The 21680-nt window shown below is 33.8% G+C and carries 15 protein-coding genes and 2 pseudogenes; 13 read left to right on the forward strand and 4 right to left on the reverse strand.

Translation table 11 applies throughout. The annotated features are described in order from the left end of the window. Positions 1–433 precede the first annotated feature (433 nt). From ACUN0F_RS01465 to ACUN0F_RS01485, 5 genes and pseudogenes are all read left to right on the forward strand, one after another. Positions 434–1720, forward strand: coding sequence for a replication-relaxation family protein (locus tag ACUN0F_RS01465; protein WP_445539056.1), 1287 nt, complete (start codon positions 434–436; stop codon positions 1718–1720). Between the two features lie 191 nt (positions 1721–1911). Then, positions 1912–2298 (forward strand): hypothetical protein, encoded by a 387-nt coding sequence (locus ACUN0F_RS01470; protein ID WP_041487991.1) that lies wholly within the window; start codon positions 1912–1914, stop codon positions 2296–2298. Positions 2299–2315: 17 nt separating this feature from the next. After that, entirely contained in the window at positions 2316–3827 is a 1512-nt protein-coding gene (locus tag ACUN0F_RS01475) for a conjugal transfer protein TraG (RefSeq protein WP_445539057.1), read from the forward strand. Between the two features lie 591 nt (positions 3828–4418). Further along, on the forward strand, positions 4419–6236 hold the full coding sequence (locus ACUN0F_RS01480; protein ID WP_001245663.1) for a reverse transcriptase/maturase family protein: 1818 nt from the start codon (positions 4419–4421) through the stop codon (positions 6234–6236). Between the two features lie 100 nt (positions 6237–6336). Further along, positions 6337–8313: pseudogene (locus tag ACUN0F_RS01485) on the forward strand (DNA translocase FtsK); the annotation flags it as partial. Between the two features lie 133 nt (positions 8314–8446). Here ACUN0F_RS01485 and ACUN0F_RS01490 read toward each other — a convergent pair. Continuing rightward, on the reverse strand, positions 8447–8941 hold the full coding sequence (locus tag ACUN0F_RS01490) for a DUF2716 domain-containing protein (RefSeq protein ID WP_098060355.1): 495 nt from the start codon (positions 8939–8941) through the stop codon (positions 8447–8449). A gap of 411 nt (positions 8942–9352) precedes the next feature. On the opposite strand from ACUN0F_RS01490, the gene ACUN0F_RS01495 reads away from it, so the two are divergent. The 5 genes and pseudogenes from ACUN0F_RS01495 to ACUN0F_RS01515 form a co-directional block, all read left to right on the forward strand. Beyond that, the gene (locus ACUN0F_RS01495; protein ID WP_327988010.1) at positions 9353–9874 is read left to right on the forward strand and encodes a DUF3967 domain-containing protein; all 522 of its coding nucleotides are present in this window, start codon (positions 9353–9355) and stop codon (positions 9872–9874) included. Positions 9875–10109: 235 nt separating this feature from the next. Then, positions 10110–11249 (forward strand): collagen-like repeat preface domain-containing protein, encoded by a 1140-nt coding sequence (locus ACUN0F_RS01500; RefSeq protein ID WP_445539058.1) that lies wholly within the window; start codon positions 10110–10112, stop codon positions 11247–11249. Positions 11250–11520: 271 nt separating this feature from the next. After that, on the forward strand, positions 11521–11973 hold the full coding sequence (locus ACUN0F_RS01505) for a CBO0543 family protein (protein WP_327988007.1): 453 nt from the start codon (positions 11521–11523) through the stop codon (positions 11971–11973). A gap of 132 nt (positions 11974–12105) precedes the next feature. Further along, positions 12106–13463, forward strand: a protein-coding gene (locus ACUN0F_RS01510; protein WP_445539059.1) for an IS3 family transposase whose coding sequence is annotated in 2 segments (ribosomal slippage) — positions 12106–12562 and positions 12562–13463 — 1359 coding nt in all. Because the reading frame shifts where the segments join, the coding sequence is not laid out codon by codon here. A gap of 502 nt (positions 13464–13965) precedes the next feature. After that, positions 13966–14328 (forward strand): annotated as a pseudogene (locus tag ACUN0F_RS01515) (hypothetical protein); the annotation flags it as partial. Positions 14329–14684: 356 nt separating this feature from the next. On the opposite strand, the gene ACUN0F_RS01520 reads toward ACUN0F_RS01515, so the two are convergent. After that, positions 14685–16039 (reverse strand): IS3 family transposase gene (locus ACUN0F_RS01520; protein WP_445539060.1). Its coding sequence is split into 2 segments (ribosomal slippage): positions 14685–15586 and positions 15586–16039, totalling 1356 coding nucleotides; the frame shifts between segments, so codons are not numbered across the junction. A gap of 274 nt (positions 16040–16313) precedes the next feature. On the opposite strand from ACUN0F_RS01520, the gene ACUN0F_RS01525 reads away from it, so the two are divergent. The 3 genes from ACUN0F_RS01525 to ACUN0F_RS01535 all read left to right on the forward strand — a co-directional run bounded on the left by ACUN0F_RS01525 (position 16314) and on the right by ACUN0F_RS01535 (position 19135). Continuing rightward, positions 16314–16520 (forward strand): hypothetical protein, encoded by a 207-nt coding sequence (locus tag ACUN0F_RS01525; protein WP_003306416.1) that lies wholly within the window; start codon positions 16314–16316, stop codon positions 16518–16520. Between the two features lie 695 nt (positions 16521–17215). After that, the gene (locus ACUN0F_RS01530; RefSeq protein ID WP_327987606.1) at positions 17216–18199 is read left to right on the forward strand and encodes an RNA-binding protein; all 984 of its coding nucleotides are present in this window, start codon (positions 17216–17218) and stop codon (positions 18197–18199) included. 9 nt (positions 18200–18208) lie between these two features. Beyond that, entirely contained in the window at positions 18209–19135 is a 927-nt protein-coding gene (locus tag ACUN0F_RS01535; protein WP_327987607.1) for a hypothetical protein, read from the forward strand. Between the two features lie 47 nt (positions 19136–19182). Here the strand turns inward: ACUN0F_RS01535 and ACUN0F_RS01540 are convergent. Further along, positions 19183–20540, reverse strand: a protein-coding gene (locus tag ACUN0F_RS01540) for an IS3 family transposase (protein WP_327987608.1) whose coding sequence is annotated in 2 segments (ribosomal slippage) — positions 19183–20075 and positions 20075–20540 — 1359 coding nt in all. Because the reading frame shifts where the segments join, the coding sequence is not laid out codon by codon here. A 61-nt stretch (positions 20541–20601) separates the two neighbouring features. Then, complete coding sequence (locus ACUN0F_RS01545; RefSeq protein ID WP_327987609.1) at positions 20602–21531, reverse strand: AraC family transcriptional regulator; 930 nt, start codon at positions 21529–21531, stop codon at positions 20602–20604. Positions 21532–21680: the final 149 nt, after the last annotated feature.

Here is a 21680-nt window from a genome sequence, read left to right on the forward strand (position 1 = left end):
AAGACCGACAAATATAATTTTTGTCGGTCTTTTTCTATTTCAATAGCAATAAAAAACTACAATGAACAAATAAGATATCTATTATATTTTCTGTATGTTTAACACAGCTTTATATAATGTGATTGTTTAAACAAATTGTTAGGACGTCCGAACAATTTCATTCCAATACCTAATCCTTAAAAAAATTGTTCGGTTAAAACATGTCTTCCGTCCGAACAATTTTAAAAGGACCAAAAGACTATATAAATCAATGTTTCTAGCGGATTTTTAGGAAGAGAAGTAATCCAAACTTCAGCGTACGAGTTTTAGTATCTAGATTAGCGCAAATTCAGTTTAAACTTTTAATAATTTACAACTAAATTTTGCTGTAATAAGATATATAGAAATAGTTGTTATTTATTGAAAATAAATTCGAATTATGGAGTTGCATATAATGAAAAGTAAAACGTATAAATATACAAGTAAAGGAACACAGAAATCTTTTCGTTTAAAAGAGGCTGATATATTTGTATTCACATTTTTATATTACAAAAGGCATCTTACTACACGACAAATTACTCAGCTTTATAGTGCATTTGAAGGTAGGGATTTTTCTGAGGATAGTGTGTTTACAAAACTTAATCGTTTTTCAAAATATGGTGCTATCCTGACTAAAAAAATTGATAAAAGAGATGATAGTATAACCAGACGCGCTACATTCTCCTTAAAAGATAGAATGGTTGATTACCTTCAAGAAATAGGACGGATTCCTGAAGGGTCTTCAAAACGTAGATATTCTTCTTCAATCTCACTGCATACACTCTGCTCACGAGAAATATTAGTACGCACACTTTTAGAAATCTCGAAAAAGACCAATACGAATAAGATATTAAGTGAACTAGATATTCGCTCATATCATCAAAAGCAAAAGAAAACAGAAATTGAAGATGCAGGTTTACTCTTAATTCCTGATGAACACATTTCATATCAAGACAAAAATATTTACATTGAAATGGATATGTGCAAAGAAACCAATGCTACCTTAGTTGAAAAGGTGGGGAAGTATATTGAATATGCACAAAAAAACACTAAGAATATAACTGTTGTTTTTGTTATGTATGACAAGTCGATGTTCCTTGCAGAAGATGCAGAACCACCGTACGTACGTATGAAAAATCTCTTATTTTCTATGCGAGAGTATCATGAACTATTAATAAATCTACCAAATCTGAATATGCACATCTGCTCTTTGAAAGAAGCTGGAGATGTTATTTCAGATAGCATTCTAGGAATAGATGATAATCAAAACTTTGAACAAGATATTCTTTTGCCTTTATCTCAACGTACAGTAGGCGATGCCGATTGGCGTTACGCATTTGTTGAAAATGTTCAAGCCTTTAAAGAAACAATAGATGGTGGTCTTAGACGAACGTATAGAAGAGATAAAGATGCTATGCAAGATTTCTTCTTTATTTTTGGGAATGAAAATGATTACCGAATGATTGCTAAATTAGACGATGTTGTGTTTTCAAGAAGAGAAGGTGAGGAAGGGGTGCCACTTGTTGTGATATACCCGAAGCGCAAAAAGTCTAGAGATATACTTTTAATGGACACTTATGACAACGTACTACTGCTATCCCTCCAAAATGAAAGTGTCACTATAAACGCGGATGAACAGATCATGGCACGTACTGCAAATAACATACATCCGAAAAGACGTAAACTTGTTGAATTATATTAATCTCTTATTTTTCATATACTTCTATATAATTTTATTGATTTTTATTTTTCAGGGTGTTAGAATAACGGTTGAACATATAATAAAAACTACAATCAAATCAGAACATATGAAATTAAGGCAAGCGACACACGCTGTTTTTACAGTGGGTGTCGCTTGCCTTTTTTTATATGGAGAAAGGTGGAAAAATGAATATGAATTTACAATTAGCAACAACTACTAATGGGGGAGTAATCTCTGCAAGAGAGGCGTTTAAAAATCCTGAACTAGTCCTTAAACATATGACAGAAGAGGGTGCAACGTTTAATGTTTCTCTACAAGATATCCAAATTCCAGGAAAGCCGAATTACTTTTGGTATGATGTCATAATTGAAACGGCAACGAATAAAAAAATAGAAGTAAATATTGCGGTACTTTCTCAAGAAGAATACGACCAACTATGCGAAAGAAATAGCATTGATTTATATTTAAAACAAACCGAAGATGCAGCGAAATTCTTTTTAGAAAAATCAAAAGAACAATTTAAACAAGAATTCAATAATCGATTTACACTCCATCATAAAGCTCAATTATATCTGTAAGAGGTAGGTGAGCCTATATGGAGACATTTAAACAACGATTACCTCTATTTACTACAGTTGGTTTAATTAGCGGGTTTATTGTTTCATTTGGATTCGGTTTAGTAAACTATATAAAACTACTTTACTATGCATTTGAACCACCGTCTTATCCTATAGAAATTACATATGTACCGCTCATTTTAATGTTCTTCTCCTTGCTATTAGGAGAATTTAGTTTTAGGTTTTACAGCCGTATTCCTGCTTTGCATGTGAAGAACGGGAAGTTAATAATTTTAATTGCTTCTCATATTGCAGTTGATATTCAATTTTTATGGTTTGCAACTGCTCCGATCCATGCAAAGATTATTCCGTATCTTACAGAAAAATCAAAGCATGTTAATTTTGGTGAGTATGAGGCCATAGGTCATGTTTTAACAGGGAATTTTCACACACTCACTATGATTTTTGTATTTTTGCCTACAGTATTTATGATTTTGTTTTCACTTTGGTATAGTGGCCATATTGTTCGTTACCGAGAAGAAATTTTAAAATGGGTACAAAAATACGAATATAAAAATCACAAGTTACAGAAATGGTTTAATAGCCAAGAAGAAAAAATATACCCTGATGTAGAAATTGGACCGCATATCGAGCATAAAGAAATGGTCCGGATTAAGGGAAAAGATAGAACGTTAAATGGTATCATTATTGGTCCGATTGGTTCTGGTAAAACATCAAGTTTAATTATTCCTATGATAAATCAAGATTTACACTGGATGGTGCGTTTCATAAACAAGTTTGAAACTGCGTATAAAAAGAATGATTATGATACAGAAGAAGTAAAAGGAACATTTTTAAATGGTGTCACGGTTATTGAACCAAGTAATGATTTATGTCAAAAAGTATTTAAATTGGTACAAGCACATAAGATCCCAGCAAGCTCAGTTTATTACATTGATCCAACTAATCCTGATACCAAAAATATAAACATTCTGCGGGGGCCAGTTGATAAAGTAGCAGAGGTTTTCGCAATGGTTATTCAAGGTTTGTCTGAATCTAACAATGCGTTCTTTGAACAAGCACAACGTAACCACCTTAAACAACATATCTATTTATTAAAGCTTCACAACCCGCAAAAAGATGTCACCTTTGATGACTTAATAAGCATGTATGACGATGTAGAACGTGTTCACCGTATGCATAAACTATTCAAGATACAGGTCGAAAAGTTATATGATTTTGTTCAAAGTGGTGCTGCTTCACGTGACCAAAAAAATGAATATAAAATTATAAAAGGGATTGACGAATGGTTTAATAATACTATTCGAGAAAAGATGGATTTTCAAGGTGAACCGGCGATTTATAAATCAGGAAAATACCGCGGACAACCAATGCATTATGACAGAGAAGAAGAATATGTAAAAGGTTTACGCAACATCTTAAAAGATTTAGCTTCAAACGTTTTAATACGTCGTGTTTTATTTGGGAAATCTGATTTTGATTTCGATGTCCATGTGCGCCCATACGGGCATTTAGAGATTCAACTCTAGCAAAGTTGTAGGCTCAGGTCTCACAAAAGCCTATCATCAACCAACTTATCCATGAAGGAAACTGAACGGGGAGTGTAGCATGTTGGTAAAGCCATAAGTTAATTAGTTACCCAATTACGACTGAATGGCCAGATGAAATGTATAGACAAGGATGAAAGCTAAACTGCTTAAACGATAGTCCAAAGGGGGATATCGAACCCCATGACGAAAGGTAACTAGTAACGTTGTGTAGTAATGACCATTTAATCAGGTGGATGTTAAATGGTAAAGAAGGTCGAGTTCTGTAACCTTAGACTCATGCCCCAGAGACCCATTACTAACTATCCACTGTAGGTGGAAAAGGACGAAAGTCGCATCCGACACTATAACAAGCTTATCTCTAAATGTACTAAATGGGGATTACCTAAGTTGGAACGCCAACACAAACTGGCTATTAAGGATGATACCAAGTGCAAAACAAGGTATGTGGCTTATGAATATCCAATAAGGTAACGGAGTTTCCGTAGTAGTCAGAGATAGGGAAAGCCTATTACAAGGCGAAGGGAAACAGTTTATCAGTTTAATACAAATTAGGAAGGAGCGCGAGGCTCTATGAGAAATCCAAATGAGGTATTAAACAGCCTACGTACCATGGCTAGTAATACAGACTACAAGTTCAAGAGGCTATACAGAAACCTGTATAATCCAGAATTTTATTACATGGCATATTCTAAGATATATGCCAAAGAAGGTAATATGACCAAAGGTACGGATGGAAAGAATATCGATGGAATGAGTATTGAAAGAATTAACACTCTTATAGACAAAATTAAACACGAGACTTACAACCCTTATCCAGCTAGACGAGTTTATAGGGAGAAAGCTAATGGTGGTAAAAGACCACTAGGCATCCCTTCTATGGATGATAAAATTATACAAGAAATAATACGAAGTATCCTTGAGAGTACTCATGAATCTACGTTCTCAGATGATTCACATGGGTTTAGACCTAAAAAGAGCTGTCATACTGCGTTAACTCAAATTCAAAAGACATATAGAGGTGTACGATGGTTTGTAGAGGGAGACATAAAAGGTTTCTTCGATAACATAAATCATCATACACTTATAAATATCCTTAAAAGAAGGATTAATGATGAAAAGTTTATAAGGTTAATCTGGAAGTTTCTCAGAGCAGGTTATCTCGAAGAATGGACATATAACAACACATTCTCTGGCACTCCACAAGGAGGCATAATCAGTCCCATACTATCAAATATTTATCTAAACGAATTAGACAAATTTATGAAGATTTACAAACAACAATTTGATAAAGGGTCAACAAGAAAAACAAATCGTGATTATGGGTACCTATCGGAAAAGAAATACCGATTACGAAAGAAACATAAGGAACAATGGGGACAAATGCCAGAGGAAGAAAAAAGAGAAGTGAAACTACAGTGGAACAAACTACACAAAGAACAGCTCTCTATCCATTCAAAAGAACCTATGGACGAAAACTACAAAAGAATTGTATATACCAGGTACGCAGATGATTTCCTCATAGGAATTATAGGTAGTAAAGAAGACGCAATTCAGGTCAAAGAAAATCTTACGATTTTTCTTAAAGAAACCCTTGAACTCGAGTTGTCACAAGAAAAGACTCTCATAACCCATAGTGAAAAATTAGTACAATTTCTCAGTTACGATATTACAATTTCAAGAGAAGAAGCCACAGCGAAAACAACCCATAGAAGGACGAAAAGGCTATTTTCTTACACGCCTAAACTATACGTACCCAAAAGCAAATGGATAAAGAACCTATTTCAAAAAGATGCACTAACAATTGACAAAAATACAGGTACTTGGAAACCTAAGCACAGAACCTATCTAAAAGATAATGACGACTTAGAGATTCTAAGTATATACAACGCAGAAATTCGTGGTCTATATGAATACTACAAATTGGCGAACAACGTAAGTGTTATAAATAAATACAAATACATAATGGAATATAGTATGTATAAGACGTTCGCTAGCAAGTACAAAAAAAGTGTTAAAAAAATACTCAACAAATATAAAACTAATGGGAAATTTGGTATACGATACAAAACTAAAAACGGTGAAAAAATAAGATATCTTTATGACCAAGGATTTCAGAGACAAAAAAGTATAGATACCAACATAGAAGTCGATATTCTCCCAAATACCTTAAAAATGTCTGGACGAACAAGTCTCATTGAACGATTATTAGCTGAAGAATGTGAAGTGTGTGGCAAAAAGAATCAAGCAATCGAAATGCACCACATAAGGAAGTTAAAAGACCTAAAAGGTAAGAAAATGTGGGAGCAAATGATGATTGCTAGAAAAAGAAAAACTATGGCACTCTGCCATCAATGTCACGTAGATTTACACTCAGGTAAGTTGGATTGATAAATGGAGAGCCGTATACTTGGAGACAAGTACGTACGGTTCGGGGGGGAGTACATGGAAACCTATCATAGAAATATGATAAGGCGCTGGGTACTTACCCTACTTGGAGCAAGGTGGCATTCTACTTGTTAATACTGCGAAAGGGGAATTAGCAGATCTTTCAAACGTATTAGGAAAATTTGTATTGCTGAGTATGCAGAATGCAGTATTCCGTAGGGAACCAAACGTCTCACCTTACCATCACATAATTGTCGATGAGTTCCCGGACTATGTTGTACGGCCTTTTAAAGAATTCCCTGCACAATCTCGTAAATATAAAGTAATTCTAACAATTGCTAGTCAAACACTATCTCAATTGGCTCTCGATTTCACAGAGCAATACATGTTTACTTTGTTAGGCTCATTCCGTAACAAAATGATATTCGGAGATGTAACGCCGTATGATGCAAAAATCTTTTCAGATATGTTTGGTGAGAAAGAAGAATTTAAAGAGGCTGAATCTGAACAAGGTATTTCTCCTATGCAAGACAATCCTGTTAGTCGATTAGGATCAACCTATCAGAAAGCAAAAGAAGTTGTTATGTCACCAGGAGATATCATGGCACAAGGGGCATTCATCTGTGCTGCTCGTATCGTACAAGATAATCATGTGCAACCAGTCCAACAAATTACAAGTAACTTTGTGCCTAAAGAGGAATTTGCTCAAGCAATTATACAGGTAGATACAGAGATGGGCCGATATTGGGAAAATGAACGTCTTCGTCTTATTAATGAATCTATTGCAAAAGCAAATCCTATGAAGCATGTAGATGCAGAGAATATGAAGAAAATACAACCTTTGCCATCTATGCAAAGGAGTGCGATGGAACAAAATAATTCTATAGAAACAAACGAAGAGCAACAACACATTGTATCATTGGAAGATTATAAGGAACACAAGTCTCAAAATGAAACATTACCTAATGAATCTGCAGCTATGAATCAGCATGGAGATGTTGATGATGAAGTTGAAAATAAGTTGTATGAAGAAATTAAAGAATTTATTATCGAATCACAACAAGTCTCGCCATCTCTTTTGCAAAGAAAATTCAAAATTGGCTATATGAAAGCTATGCAATGTATTGAGAAATTAGAACAAAATCTAGTTGTAAGTTCTTACACAGGGGATGGTCCTCGTAAAGTATTAATTTCAAATAATAGTAGAATAACAGAAGAAACAAGTATTAATACCACTCACTCATCTGACAATACTATTTCACAGGAAGTAGCGATTCCAAGCGAAGACAAAGGAACCGTACAAGAGGAAACTAGCTTCTTTAAGGATATTCTATACGACGATGTTGTAAGTTTTGTAAAAGAGTCGGGAAGCGCTTCTATATCTATACTACAAGACACATTTAAAATTAGTTATACACATGCATCAAGATTAATAGAAGCCCTACAACGAAATGGTGAACTGCCTGTTAAAGCAAAAGAAACACATATAGAAAGTATAAGCGCTGAAATAACAGAATCAGTCGTGAAGGAAGATATTGAGAAAATCATAGATATAGAATTACTTTCTATGAGCGAATGCCATGAAATAAACATGGAGGTAGCTGAACTAAACGAAGAATTATCTATTACTATGTTAGAGCAAGATTGGAATAAGGATTCCAGCATTCATTCCGAGATTCCTGATGAGACTGAACCACTGTTTGAAGAATTCCCATCTGATGGACTTCCCGTTATAATAACAGAGTCAGAAGAAACACAAGTAGAAATCAACACAGTTCCAATTGAAGAAACGCTTAATCATACCGAAGAAAATAAGCTAGATGAAGATGTAGCAAAAGTTTACGAATCTATTAGTATTACGGTTCAAGAAAACTTAGAAAAAAATCGAGAAGATCATTCGAAAAAGGATGAGAAGCAATCAGAATATAAACCTATGAGTTATAAAGAACGCCAAGAGCACTTAAAATCTCAGCAAAAAAATAAGAATAACACTTCGCAGTCGCTGCTTAATAAAATTGAGAAACCAAAGCAAAAAACATCGAACGTAATGAGTAAGGAATTGAATAATTTCTTTGATTAATAGTTAGTAAACCTCAAATTAAATCTAGTAGAGGTATCGCCAGCATTTCGAAAAAACCACGCTAAGCCAAAAATAAAATAAGCTGCCCATATAGGCAGCTTATTTACATAATTATCGATATGGGAAGTGAAATTTATACTTTATCATTGGTCTTTTTTAATCTACTAGCCCTTAATTCTTTGAAATTCTTGATTAATTCTTCTCCGAAAATATAAATAACTTTTTCCCATGGATGCCCTAAATAACCCCACTTAAAGTCTTTTTGCAAAAAGAAATAATAATCCCCATCCGGAAAAAATGGGATTTTCCATTGATGATCATCTTCGTTTAGATTTAAATTTAAACTAGGATTCATCCAGTAGCCAGCATGCTGCCAATCTAACGCATATATATATTCATGTTTCTCGGTACATAAAATAAGAGCTTCTAATAATATATGATCAAAAATATAATCATCGTCATCAGTCCATTTTCCTTCAAAATAATTAGGTAAATCATAAGTAATATATGGGCAAGAAAATTTAAATGATTGGTCACCATCTATATTAGGATTAAAAGCAAATTCATCATAAAATCTATCCCAAACATTCTCATATTCTTGTTCATTTAACAAAATCCATTCTTTCAAACTCCGTACCTACTTTCTAATATTATTATATAATTAAAATACCACGATGAAATTGTATATTCTATTCATTGCTAATTTACATAACATATTATTATCGGTAGCAAATCAAAAGCGAAATCTCCTTTATTTCAATGGATTTAGCTTTTTCTTTTATTGATTATGATATACACGATTTTATACATTGTAGAGATACTAGGGTTTATTCGGCTTACAAATGTCCTGTATTAGTACAAAAATTTGTATAAAATCTTGTATAAAAAAATAGTTGCTATATAGTGTTTTACTCTAGTTAATTTCAAAAGAAAATTGAAAGCTTTTCTTTAAATTTTAAAAAGAAGGTGTTACCTTTTTAAAGAAGGAAAACACTATATAGCAACTGAAGAACAGCTTAGAGCAGAGGGAGGACAAAATATGGTTCAAACTTATTGGGGGTCTGAGGTAGCCAAGAACTTAGGGATTGGTTCAAGTACTTTGCGTAAATATTGCCTTGCCCTGGAGGAAGCTGGGTATCTTTTTGAACGTGGCAGTAATAATTCTAGAATTTTTTATCATAAAGATGTAGCAACTATAGAACGGCTAGTAACAGCTATGAACAAGAAGAACGTAACGCTAGAACAGGCTATAAACCTAGCAATAACAAGTGTTACAGAAAATGAGATAACAACTGTTGCTACGGATAGTGTAGTAGATACAGAACAGATAAAAACATTATCTGAACGTATAGAGCGTTTAGAACAGCTTAATTTAGAGTTAATTCAAAGATTGGATCAACAAAGTAAACTCTTACAAGAAACAGATGCTCAAAGAATAATAAGAGAAGAAAAAAGAGATATTCAATTAATGCAAGTATTAAGAGAAATACAAGACAGCAAGCGACTAATAGCAGCTTCAGAACAGAGGAAATCAATTTGGAGTCGTCTATTTAGTAAATAAATTAGAATTTAATAATACAAAAAAGGTTCACTCCTATATAAAAATAGATAAGGAGTGAGCCTTTTTTGTAATTTATAGATGTTTGTATAGGTTCAAAAGAAATTATTGATTCATTAAATATATTGTATATGTATGTATAAATTTAAAGGACGTGATAAATATGCTAAATTGCAGGAGGGGTTGCCAACCTAACTTTTGTAATTGTCCTCCAATTCAAAGACAAGATATAATTCCTTTGACATTAACAGCATTGACTAATTGGACCAATATTCTTAATGAGCTCATTGTATCTATACCAGCAGTACTTACAGTACCCACACCGCAAAATATAGGGAAATTAATTGTTATTCTAAATCAATTATTAGCATTTGCACAAGCTGGATTTTTAAATCAACAACAACAAGCAGATCTTATATCTATTACTAAGAACTTAATTACTATTTTAAATATATCTCCACTAAATTTTATTGTTTTAACAACTGAATTACAAACATTAGTAAATAATTTATTATCCCTTATTAATTTATTTGTTATTGATAACACTACAAGACAGGCTCAAATACAATTAATACAAAAGATTATTTTGCCCTTGGCTCAGTTAGGCCCGACAGGGGCAACAGGTCCGACAGGAGACATAGGTCCAACGGGGGCAACAGGTCCAACGGGAGCAACAGGTCTAACGGGAGCAACAGGTCTAACGGGAGCAACAGGTCCGACAGGAGACATAGGTCCAACGGGAGTAACAGGTCTAACAGGAGCAACAGGTTCAACGGGAGCAACAGGTCCAACGGGAGCAACAGGTCCAACGGGAGCAACAGGAGTAACAGGTCTAACAGGTCTAACAGGAGACATAGGTCCAACGGGAGCAACAGGTCCGACAGGAGTAACAGGTCTAACAGGAGACATAGGTCCAACGGGAGCAACAGGTCCGACAGGAGGAGTATTAGATTTTGCGGATTTTTATGCGTTGATGCCCCCTGATAATGCTGCAACAGTTGCAGTCGGTGGAGACGTAGATTTTCCAAGAGACGGACCTTTTAGTGGGGCGGGGATTGCACGTACTGGTGCTGATACATTTAATTTGTCTGTAATCGGTACTTATCAGGTCTTGTTTCAGGTGAGTGTGAGCGAAGCGGGTCAACTAGTTTTAACTCTTGATTCGGGAGCAGGAGCTGTTGAATTAACTTATACGGTAGTTGGTCGAGCAACTGGTACTTCTCAGATAGTAGGAATGGCTCTTGTACAAACATCAGTCATCAATTCAATACTTACTGTACGAAATCCTGCTAGCGAATCCACAGCACTAACAATTACTCCTCTGGCTGGAGGAACAGAGTCTGTTTCAGCACATCTTGTTATTACGCGACTTAGATAAAAGCGAAAAATAGAATTGCATAGGTTGTAGGCTATAACTATCAAGTTAAGGAAAATGTTATAAAAGTCCCTTTAGATCTTCTGAAGGGACTTTTATAGATTTCTAGATAGATTGACTACTGATAAGTGGAGTTATGTAAATTAGATTTGTATATGGGATATATTTTTGAAAACAAAATAAGAGTTAATTGCGTTGGTTTGGAAAACTTTTTTAGTTTAAATTATAAGGAGTAAGGTGAAGATGGTTATAGGGAAAGGAAGGTAGAGTCAAAATGCTATTTAATATCCTAATTGCATTTGTGTTACCTTGGAGTGTTGGAATTTTTCACCTTTACAAAAAGGAGAGAAGAATTATACCTCTGATTGGCTCATTTTGTTGTGTCGTTGCTTTTGTCGTAAATGAATTCGGCTTTTATTGTGGCTTTTGGAGAATTGCTCCTTTCCTTGATCAAAAAACTTTGTCTGGCTTACCTTTCAATATAGGACTTTATCCGATTTTGGCAAGTTACTTGATATTCTTTATAAAGAAAATCAAAAGACCTTACTTGATGGTCTTTTTTATATCGCTATTTACTACTCTCCTTGAAATGACATTGGTTTTAAGTGGGAAAGTCGTATATGGTAACGGATGGAATATTATCTGGACATTTTTTTCTTATATCATCCCTTATATTTGGGTTTACTGGTATTATCTCTATTTAAGAAAGTTACAAGTCATTAGCTAATTTTTGAAGGCAATATAATAAAACTCGAATATTTTCGATTGCCGATAACGAAAATTATGTAAAAAAGCTAGTATGGTGAACTGCACCCCAATTGTTAGACACAGTCTAACAATTGGAGGTGCAGTTTTTTGTATGACAAAATTTACGAAGGATTCAAAGTTAAAGTTCATCCAAAGATTTAATCCAAAAACAATTTCTCAAACAGAATATGCAAAACAGCTGCATATTACAAAGGCACAATTTCAATACTGGTTGCGCTTGTACGAACTCCATGGGGAAGAAGGTTTATACGAGGTCTATACAAATTACACCGTAGAGTTTAAACTAGACGTACTAAATTTTATGGCTCAATCGGGTATATCGTTAATGGATACAGCGGCTATATTCATGATTCCTTCTTTTACAACGGTTTATCAATGGAAGAAGCAATTTGAATTAGGTGGCTTAGATGCCCTTGAACCAAAGAAAAAGGGGCGTCCATCCATGAAAAATAAAAACACAAAACAGGATACGAAAAAGATTCCGGCAGAAGGTTCAGTTGAAGCGTTACAAGCTGAATTAGAACGCTTACGTATGGAAAATGCGTATTTAAAAAAGTTGAATGCCTTAGTTCAAAACAAGGAAAAATCACCAAACAAGACAAGGCACAAGTAGTCTATGAATTAAGGCGTGAGTTTCAAGTGAAAGAATTAGTACAGTTAGCGGGTATCCCTCGAAGCACCTATTACTTTTATGTAAAACAAATGGATAGAATCGATCCAGATGCCGATTTAAAAGTAGAAATTAAAGCGATTTATGATGAACACGAAGGTCGTTATGGATATCGTCGTATTCGTGATGAATTAGCCAATCGCAATCAAATAGTGAATCACAAAAAAGTGCAACGAATTATGAAAGAGTTAGGTTTAAAATGTCTTGTACGTATGAAAAAATATAAATCTTATAAAGGAACAGTTGGTAAAATTGCACCTCATATTTTAGAGCGTAATTTTACGGCAGATGCGCCAAATGAAAAATGGGTAACCGATATTACGGAATTTAAATTATTTGGTGAGAAACTTTATTTGTCACCTGTATTAGACTTGTATAATGGTGAAATCATTACCTATACAATTGGCTCTAGACCGACGTATTCACTTGTTTCAGAAATGTTAGAGATAGCATTAGAATGTTTACCTGAAAATCACCAACTATTGATGCATTCAGATCAAGGTTGGCATTATCAAATGAAACAGTACCGTCACACATTACAAGAAAGAGGTATCGTGCAAAGTATGTCTCGTAAAGGCAACTGTTATGACAACGCAGTAATGGAGAATTTCTTTGGAATCATGAAGTCTGAATTTCTCTACATAAAAGAGTTTGAAAGTGTAGAGCACTTCAAAATAGAATTAGAAAAATATATAGATTATTATAATACCAAACGGATAAAGGCAAAATTAAAAATGAGCCCGGTGCAATACCGGACTCACTTTTATCAAGCTGCCTAATGAAATAACCGTGTCTAACTTTTAGGGGTCACTTCATGGATCTAGCTTTTTTCTTTTTTGTTCATAGTACTCTAACTTCTTTATTTGTTGCATTTTGAATGTATACTTTTATTAGTGATTTTGGAGGGAATGGGTAAATTGAAATAGAGTCAATAAAATCAAGGAAATGAATATAAACTAATATTTAAAAGTTTACTTTCAAATTAGAAAGGGTTAGCTCCTCGATACGCTTCACCCCAGCCAAAAACCTCACAACCAAAACAAAGGGTAACTCAATTGTTCAAACTCATATAAAGTTTCAATCTTATCTAAACACCCATTAAGATATACAACTGATCATCTATTTTTCTTTACGCAATCTCCAGATACAGTCCATATCAACTATAGATTCTTGTCTTATGCTAAATGTAATCAAAAAGCAAGTAGATAAAGATAATGACTAAAACATTAACTCTAGATACTTTTTTGATGAATATTACAAATAAACAGGAGGTAATGAAAAATGATTAAAACATTATTAGCAGGAGCACTTTTAAGTACAGGATTAGTAGCGGGAGGTGCAGATGATGCGAAAATGGACAGTTTAAAATCAAATGAAGATAGTTCAAATCAAGTAATTACACAGGGTGCGGATGGAACAACATCTTTCTCACAAAACTTTGATGTGCCTAAAGATGCAGTGCCAGCAACTCCTAAAGGAGATGTAAAAACTGTTGAAAGAACAGAAGGTACAGGTTCTCAAGAAGGAAAAATGTTAGAAATAAAAGAAGGTACAGAATCACAACCTGGAGAACATGCAAAAACTGTTGAAAGAACAGAGGGTACAGGTTCTCAAGAAGGAAAAATGTTAGAAACAAAAGAAGGTACAGAATCACAACCTGGAGAACATGCAAAAACTGTTGAAAGAACAGAGGGTACAGGTTCTCAAGAAGGAAAAATGTTAGAAACAAAAGAAGGTACAGAATCACAACCTGGAGAACATGCAAAAACTGTTGAAAGAACAGAGGGTACAGGTTCTCAAGAAGGAAAAATGTTAGAAACAAAAGAAGGTACAGAATCACAACCTGGAGAACATGCAAAAACTGTTGAAAGAACAGAAGGTACAGATTCTCAAGAAGGAAAAATGGTACAAACAAAAGAAGGAAATTAAATAATATATAGTTATAACGAAGAGCATCCAAAAGGTGAAGTGACCCCTAAAAATTAGACACGGTTATTTCATTAGGCAGCTTGATCAAAATGAGTCCGGTATTGTACCGGGCTCATTTTTAATTTTGCCTTAATCCGTTTCGTATTATAATAATCTATATATTTTTCTAATTCTATTTTAAAATGCTCAATACATTCAAATTCTTTTATATAGAGGAACTCCGACTTCATAATCCCAAAGAAATTCTCTATTACTGCGTTGTCGTAACAGTTTCCTTTTCGAGACATACTCTGTACGATAGCTCTTGATTCAAGTGTACGGACGTACTGTCTCATTTGATAATGCCATCCTTGATCCGAATGCATCAATAGCTGGTGGTTTTCAGGTAAACGTTCTAATGCTTTCTCTAACATCTCTGAAACAAGCGAATACGTCGGTCTAGAACTAATTGTATAGGTAATAATTTCACCATTATACAAATCTAATACAGGTGATACATACAGTTTTTCTCCAAACAATTTAAACTCTGTGATGTCTGTTACCCATTTTTGATTCGGTGCATCTGCATAAAAATTACGCTCTAAAATATTGGGTGCAATTTTACCGACTTTCCCCTTATAAGATTTATATTTCTTCATGCGCACAACGCACTTTAAGCCAAGCTCTTTCATAATGCGTTGCACCTTCTTGTGATTCACTTTCTGACCACGATTCGTTAATTCATCACGAATGCGACGGTAACCATAACGACCTTCATTCTCCTCATAAATCGCTTTAATCTCCGCTTTCAAATCGGCGTCTACATCTGGGCGATTCATTTTTTTTACTAAATCATAATACGTGCTTCGTGGAATACCAGCTAGCTCCACGAGTGCCTTCACCAAATATTTATGCCTTAATTCATAGACTACTTGCGCTTTATCTTGTTTTGTGATTTTTCCTTGTTTTGAACTAAGGCATTCAACTTTTTTAAGTACTCATTTTCCATTTCAAGCTGTTTAATACGTGCTTCAAGTGCTTCGACTGACCCTTCAGCTAAAGCTTGTTTTAATTGTTTATTTGAATCTTTTTTCATGGATAAACGCCCCTTTTTCTTAGATTGAAGGGCATCAATTCCTTGTGTTTCCAGTTGTTTTTTCCAAACAGAAATCGTTGAAGGGGCAGGAATGTTAAAGATAGCTGCCGTCTCAAATAAGGACATACCGTTTTCAATCATAAAGTTTAGTACGTCTAGTTTAAATTGTTGTGTGTAATTTGTACATCGTTTTAGAAAAGCTTCCACACCATTTTGCTTATATTGGTTTACCCAATTCAAAATGATTGTGCCACTTATACCGATCGCTCTACCCATTTCTCGATAACTTTCATTTCCGTTCAAATAACGTAGAACGATTTGTATTTTTTCATCAGCTGTAAATTTAGCCATAGAAAAACTGCACCTCCAATTGTTAGACTGTGTCTAACAATTGGGGTGCAGTTCAAAGGTGGTGCTCTTTTTATATTATAGGGATTAACTAGTTTTACTTAATATAGAACTGTAGGTGGAATTGAGGCTAGAACATGGGGGACTGTCTCTTCAAATTATGGTGTTTGGAGCAATAGTTTTGGTGGTAACGTTACAATATAAACATTTTGTTAGAGATTTTTTAAATTTACATACACTCTAGATAGACTACGTATCAACTTCAGATACTTGTTTTATGATACAAGTAATCAAACAAAAGGAGGGCAATACAAAATTGATTACAATATTAACAAGGCACTCTTTTAAGTACAAGAGATTATTAGATGGAGCAAATGTTGAAGATGTACAGACAGATAAACATATTCCATATGAACAAAATGAATTGCAGCAAACTCTAGAAAAGTACAATTCGAAGAAGTTTGAGTTTATAAAAAGAAACTAGATAAATTGACAAGAGAAAAGCACTTTGTGTATATCACAGGTGCTTTTCATTTTGATATAGAACTTGAATTAAACTTTTATACTAAAAAATTTACGAAAAAAGGGGGGGAGTTCATTGCACAAAATTATTTATGGAATATTAATTTTAATTTATACTTTGTATTCATTTTTTGTAAGTGATGGAAGTGAAGTAAGGTTTATAATGGTGTTAACTATAGTACTTATATTTTCTGTAGTGTTAGAACAAAGAACTGTAAAAAAAACGATTGATTAAAGGTCGTTTTTTTACACTTTTTAAAAAGATCTAATGTAAATTATTATTCATTAGTTTACTTTCAAAAACTTTCTTGATTGGGGTAGCATCACATGCCTATCAACTTAAGAATTCAGAATTACCCCAAAACGAAAAAATGAGATTTTTTGTTACAAGTTAATACAAAATTTCGTTCTGGGGGTACTATAAAATTTTAGCTTGATAGCGATGTGGCGGTACCCTTAGTAAGACTGCATTCTAGATTTTGATTTAACCTATAGCCAACTTATGATTTTAAAATTACTCTTGTATTTGAGTAAAAATACCATTATATTTGTATTAACAACTATATAAATAAATCATAATTTACGTGAAGGACACACCTTACGTACCATCCCAACGGTACAGGTGTGTCCTTTTTTACGTTCTAGGAGGAAAATATAATGGCCGAAGATAAGACAAACACTCAAACTGTAGAAGAACTTGGAATGGTTTTTGAATCAGAGAACCCACAAGGTGACCCACAGTTAGAAACAAACTTTCATCAATTTGAGCGAGTACGTGAACATGAACTAGAAGAATTAGCCCGTATGAAACGTGAGCGTACTGTAGGAAAAGGCTTGATTACAGTCGTATCCGAAAAGCTATTCCCGACTAAAAACGGAAAGTCTGAGCGTATACAAGTGCTTACAATGCAAATTGGTACTCATACAACAGCATATTGCCCAATTACAGAGGCAGGTATAAACATTCCTAAAAATCCTCAATGGCTAGTGGGTAGAACAAAGCCTGTTATCATTGAACACTTCCAGAAAACTGAAGAAGGAAACTTTGCTGTTGTATCTATCACAGCAGGGGAACTAGCACTTCAAAAAAGGTTATATGAAGAAGTAGAGTCACAAGAGGGGAATAAAGTATACACAGGAACTGTTTCTGGACATATTCCATCTGCACAAACTGTGTTGGTTGAAGTTCATGGTGTAACAGTAGGGATAAGGTACTCACACTGGTCCCATTCATTCGTCCGTCCGGAGGATATTATTATTGGTGATGTTATAGAACTTATTATTGATAAAGTGGTAGAAAAAAATGGCCGCTATGAGTTTAGAGGGAATAAAAAAATATTAGAAACAGATCCTATGGAGAAGCTATTAGAACTAAACAAACGCCGTGACCGCTTTGTAGGTAAAATTGTAGGTGTAGATGCAATTGCTGGGATTTTCGTTGAGGTTGCACCAGGTATTCAGTTTAAAGGACTAAAGAGCCGTAATCTTGCAAACCCAAACCCAGAAGATGCAATTAACCAAACAATCGTTACATGTGAGCTGCTTAATATTGATGCTAAAAATAGAAGAGGAACCGTACGTATCCTAAATTATCCGCAAGGTCAGAGTAAAAAATCTAATTCGTCAATTTACCAATTTTAATGGATGATTATGCGTACAATAGAGAAACAAATGTCTACTTATATCCCTTCTATTCCTCATTTATCAAGTGAGGATGTACAAGGACTTCAAATATATCGGATACATGATTTGGATAAAGCCTATGTATTCCACTCTTATGACGAATTAGTTAAGTTTAAGCAGCGTTTAACAGAAGAACAATATGCATTACTCACTTTCATTGGTTTGCATATGTCCGTTAGATTCAATCATTTATTATATTTATTCAAAAGTAAATATTCACGTAAGAAAATAAATGATGCACTTCAAGGATTACTTTACTATCGTCTAATTGAGAAATGGCAAGTAGAGATTTTTGATATGGAGATCTTTGAAGAAACATATACGTTATCCGATAATGGTTATAAACTCTTAAAATACTGGCAAGGAAATATGTTCTTCTTTGCTCCAGAGCGAATTGATAATCATGGTAAATATGTTCACCTACGTTATTGGCATGATATAGACCTACTTTGCCACCTGCGTTATGCTTCATCCTTTTTAGGGCATATTATGCATCCATCCATTAATAAAGGGGTTTTTACCCCGCCTTTAAGTTTTATAGTAAACGGCGGGGAAGAACGTAAATTTAATTTCGTTGTATACTCTACCTTGTTATCTGATAAAAAAGACCGATTAAAACGAATTATTGCTAGATGGAAAACTTTTGTAGAATCAGGAAAAGATATTCTTATGCGGGGTTTTGGAAATAATCCTACTATCTTAGTTATTTATGTTTCTACTGAAAAACAAGCAAAGCAAATTAATAATGAACTATTACTTGACCTGCTTCCTGGTAAAGTATTGTTATGTATAGGAGAGACCTTGCATATACAAGGATTACAACATGCATTTTATCAGCCCCTTTCAGAAGGGGAGATTAAACAATTAAATACAAAGCTATTCGCAACACACTAAGCCACCCTTACAAGCTTGAACTGGACCCAAAAAGTTGGACACATATTTTAAGCAACTAATAAGGATTGAACTCTGTATTTTACAGGGGGCAATCCTTTTAATTTTATTTTAATTCTTTTATGGTTATAGTAATGAATATAATTCTCTAATTCTATTTTAAAGTGTTCCATACTTTCAAAGTCTTTAAGGTAAAGTAATTCAGATTTTAATAAGCCAAAGAAATTTTCAATGACTGCATTATCTAGACAATTTCCCTTGCGGGACATACTTTGCGTTATATTATGTGCTTTTAAAGTATTTTGATATTTATCCATTTGATAGTGCCAACCTTGATCTGAATGAAGAATAGGAGTATCATCCTTATCCAAACGTTGTAAAGCTCGATCTAACATTTTTTCAACTAAGAGAAATGTTGGACGTTTTTCAATATTATAAGAAATAATTTCACCATTAAACAAGTCCAGAATAGGTGATAAATAGAGCTTTTCACCAAACAAATGAACTTCAGTTACGTCTGTAACCCACTTCTCATTAGGCCTAGAGGCGTTAAAATCACGTTTCAAGATGTTTGGAGCAACTTTTCCAGCTCTCCCACGATATGAGCGGTACTTGGCGATGCGCACTAATGATTTTAGTCCTAATTGGTTCATTAAACGAAGAACCGTTTTATGGTTAACGATATAGCCTTGATTACGTAATTCGAGTGTGATTCGTCTATAGCCATATCGCCCCTGATGTTCATGAAAAATCTGTTTAATACTTTCTTTAAGATCTTTATACTTATCTTCACGATTCATTTGTTTTATCCAGTAATAGTACGTACTACGAGCAATTCTAGATACTTTAATTAAGTCTATAATTTTATATTCGTGCCTTAACTCAAATATTATGTACGCTTTCTCTTTGTCTGTGACCTTTCTTTCTCTTGAATTAAGGCATGTAACTTTTTTAAATAAGCATTTTCCATGCGTAAATATTTAACCTCTGATTGTAAATCATTTTGAGAGTCGTTATTTCTTTTTTTCTTAGGTGTAATAGCTTTCTTTTTCTTCACAGTGGAACTCTCCTCACTTGTCTTACGAAGAGCATCTATCCCCTGTTTTTCTATGATTGATTTCCAATTTCTAATGATACGAGCTGATGGGATATTGAACATAGCGGCCGCTTGTAGGGGCGAAGCTCCTGTATTATTCATAAAATTCAATACCTCCATTTTAAAACGAACATCGTATCTTGTACATTTAGAATTTAAAGACTCTATTCCTTGTTCTCTAGTACGTGCTACCCACTCTTTTAATAAAGAATAATTCACGTTATATTTTCTTGCCGTCACTTTAAAGGAATCATTTGTATTTAAATAATGTTCAACAGCATTTCGTTTTATTTCAAAAGTATATTTTGCCATAACAAAAACCGCACCTCCAATTGTTAGTTATGTGTCTAACAAATTGGGTGCGGTTCAGCTATTAATTTCTTTTAAGGGTGGCTTGTTTACTGCTTTGTATTCGCTGCTTAAACTCCTTTGGTAAACAGTTATTCTCTTTTTTAAACAACTTATAAAACTGTGACATGTTTGCAATTCCAACTTCACATCCAACATCTGTAATACTAAGGTCGCTTGTTATTAATAAACTTTCTGCTTGTTTGATGCGCTTATAATTCACATAATCAAAAAAGGAAATACCCATAATTCTTTTAAAGTATTTTATGAAATAATGATAGCTTAAATTTATTAAAGCGCATGCTTTGGTTACGGTTATCTTTTCTCCTAAATGATCTTCTACATAATCAAGTACTGGTTTTAAACGAGCCAAGTCGTCTTGTTCACTATAATTTAAAATGTTATGTTTGTCGTTTCTTAATAGTATTAAGAGTAATTTCTTAATAGCAACACTAATAGCGATTTCATATCCGTTTATTTTCTTTTTTGATTCTGTAAAAATTTCTATAATAAGAGCATAAGCTTCATGTTTTACTACTTTATTTTGTTCAAAAATATAGTTTAACTCATTTAAGGATTTTGTTCGTTCTGAAAAGCAATGTAAATATTGTATAATGCTTCGGTCAAAGTGTTGTTTTAAATTCACTTGGAACACAACGTAGTGTAAAGAATCTGCAGAAGGTTTATGTGACCGATGCAACTCCGATTTCCCTAAAATAAAAACATCTCCAGGGCCAAGAACAATATACTTATCTTTACTTTGTATGCCTAAATATCCTTCTATAATTGCTAAAAACTCAATCTCTTCATGATAATGCCAAGGCGCCCTCTCAATTTGATCATAATAAGAAGTTTCCATAACAATGTCCCATACCTTTAAAAATAGTAATGGATTTTGATAAATGACCTTTTCTTCAATTGCTTCAGTATGTTTATTACAATTCCCTTCTGTCATAGACGTTTACACCTCCTTGTTAGCAATATAACACTTTTATCAAAAGTTTTCTTATTTCTTATAAAAAAAGGCAACTTTTGATAAAAACATAACGATATATAGCATATTTTTTCAATCAAAAAATTTCTATAATAATTTCAAATCAAGCA

This window comes from Bacillus sp. 1A, from assembly GCF_052682215.1.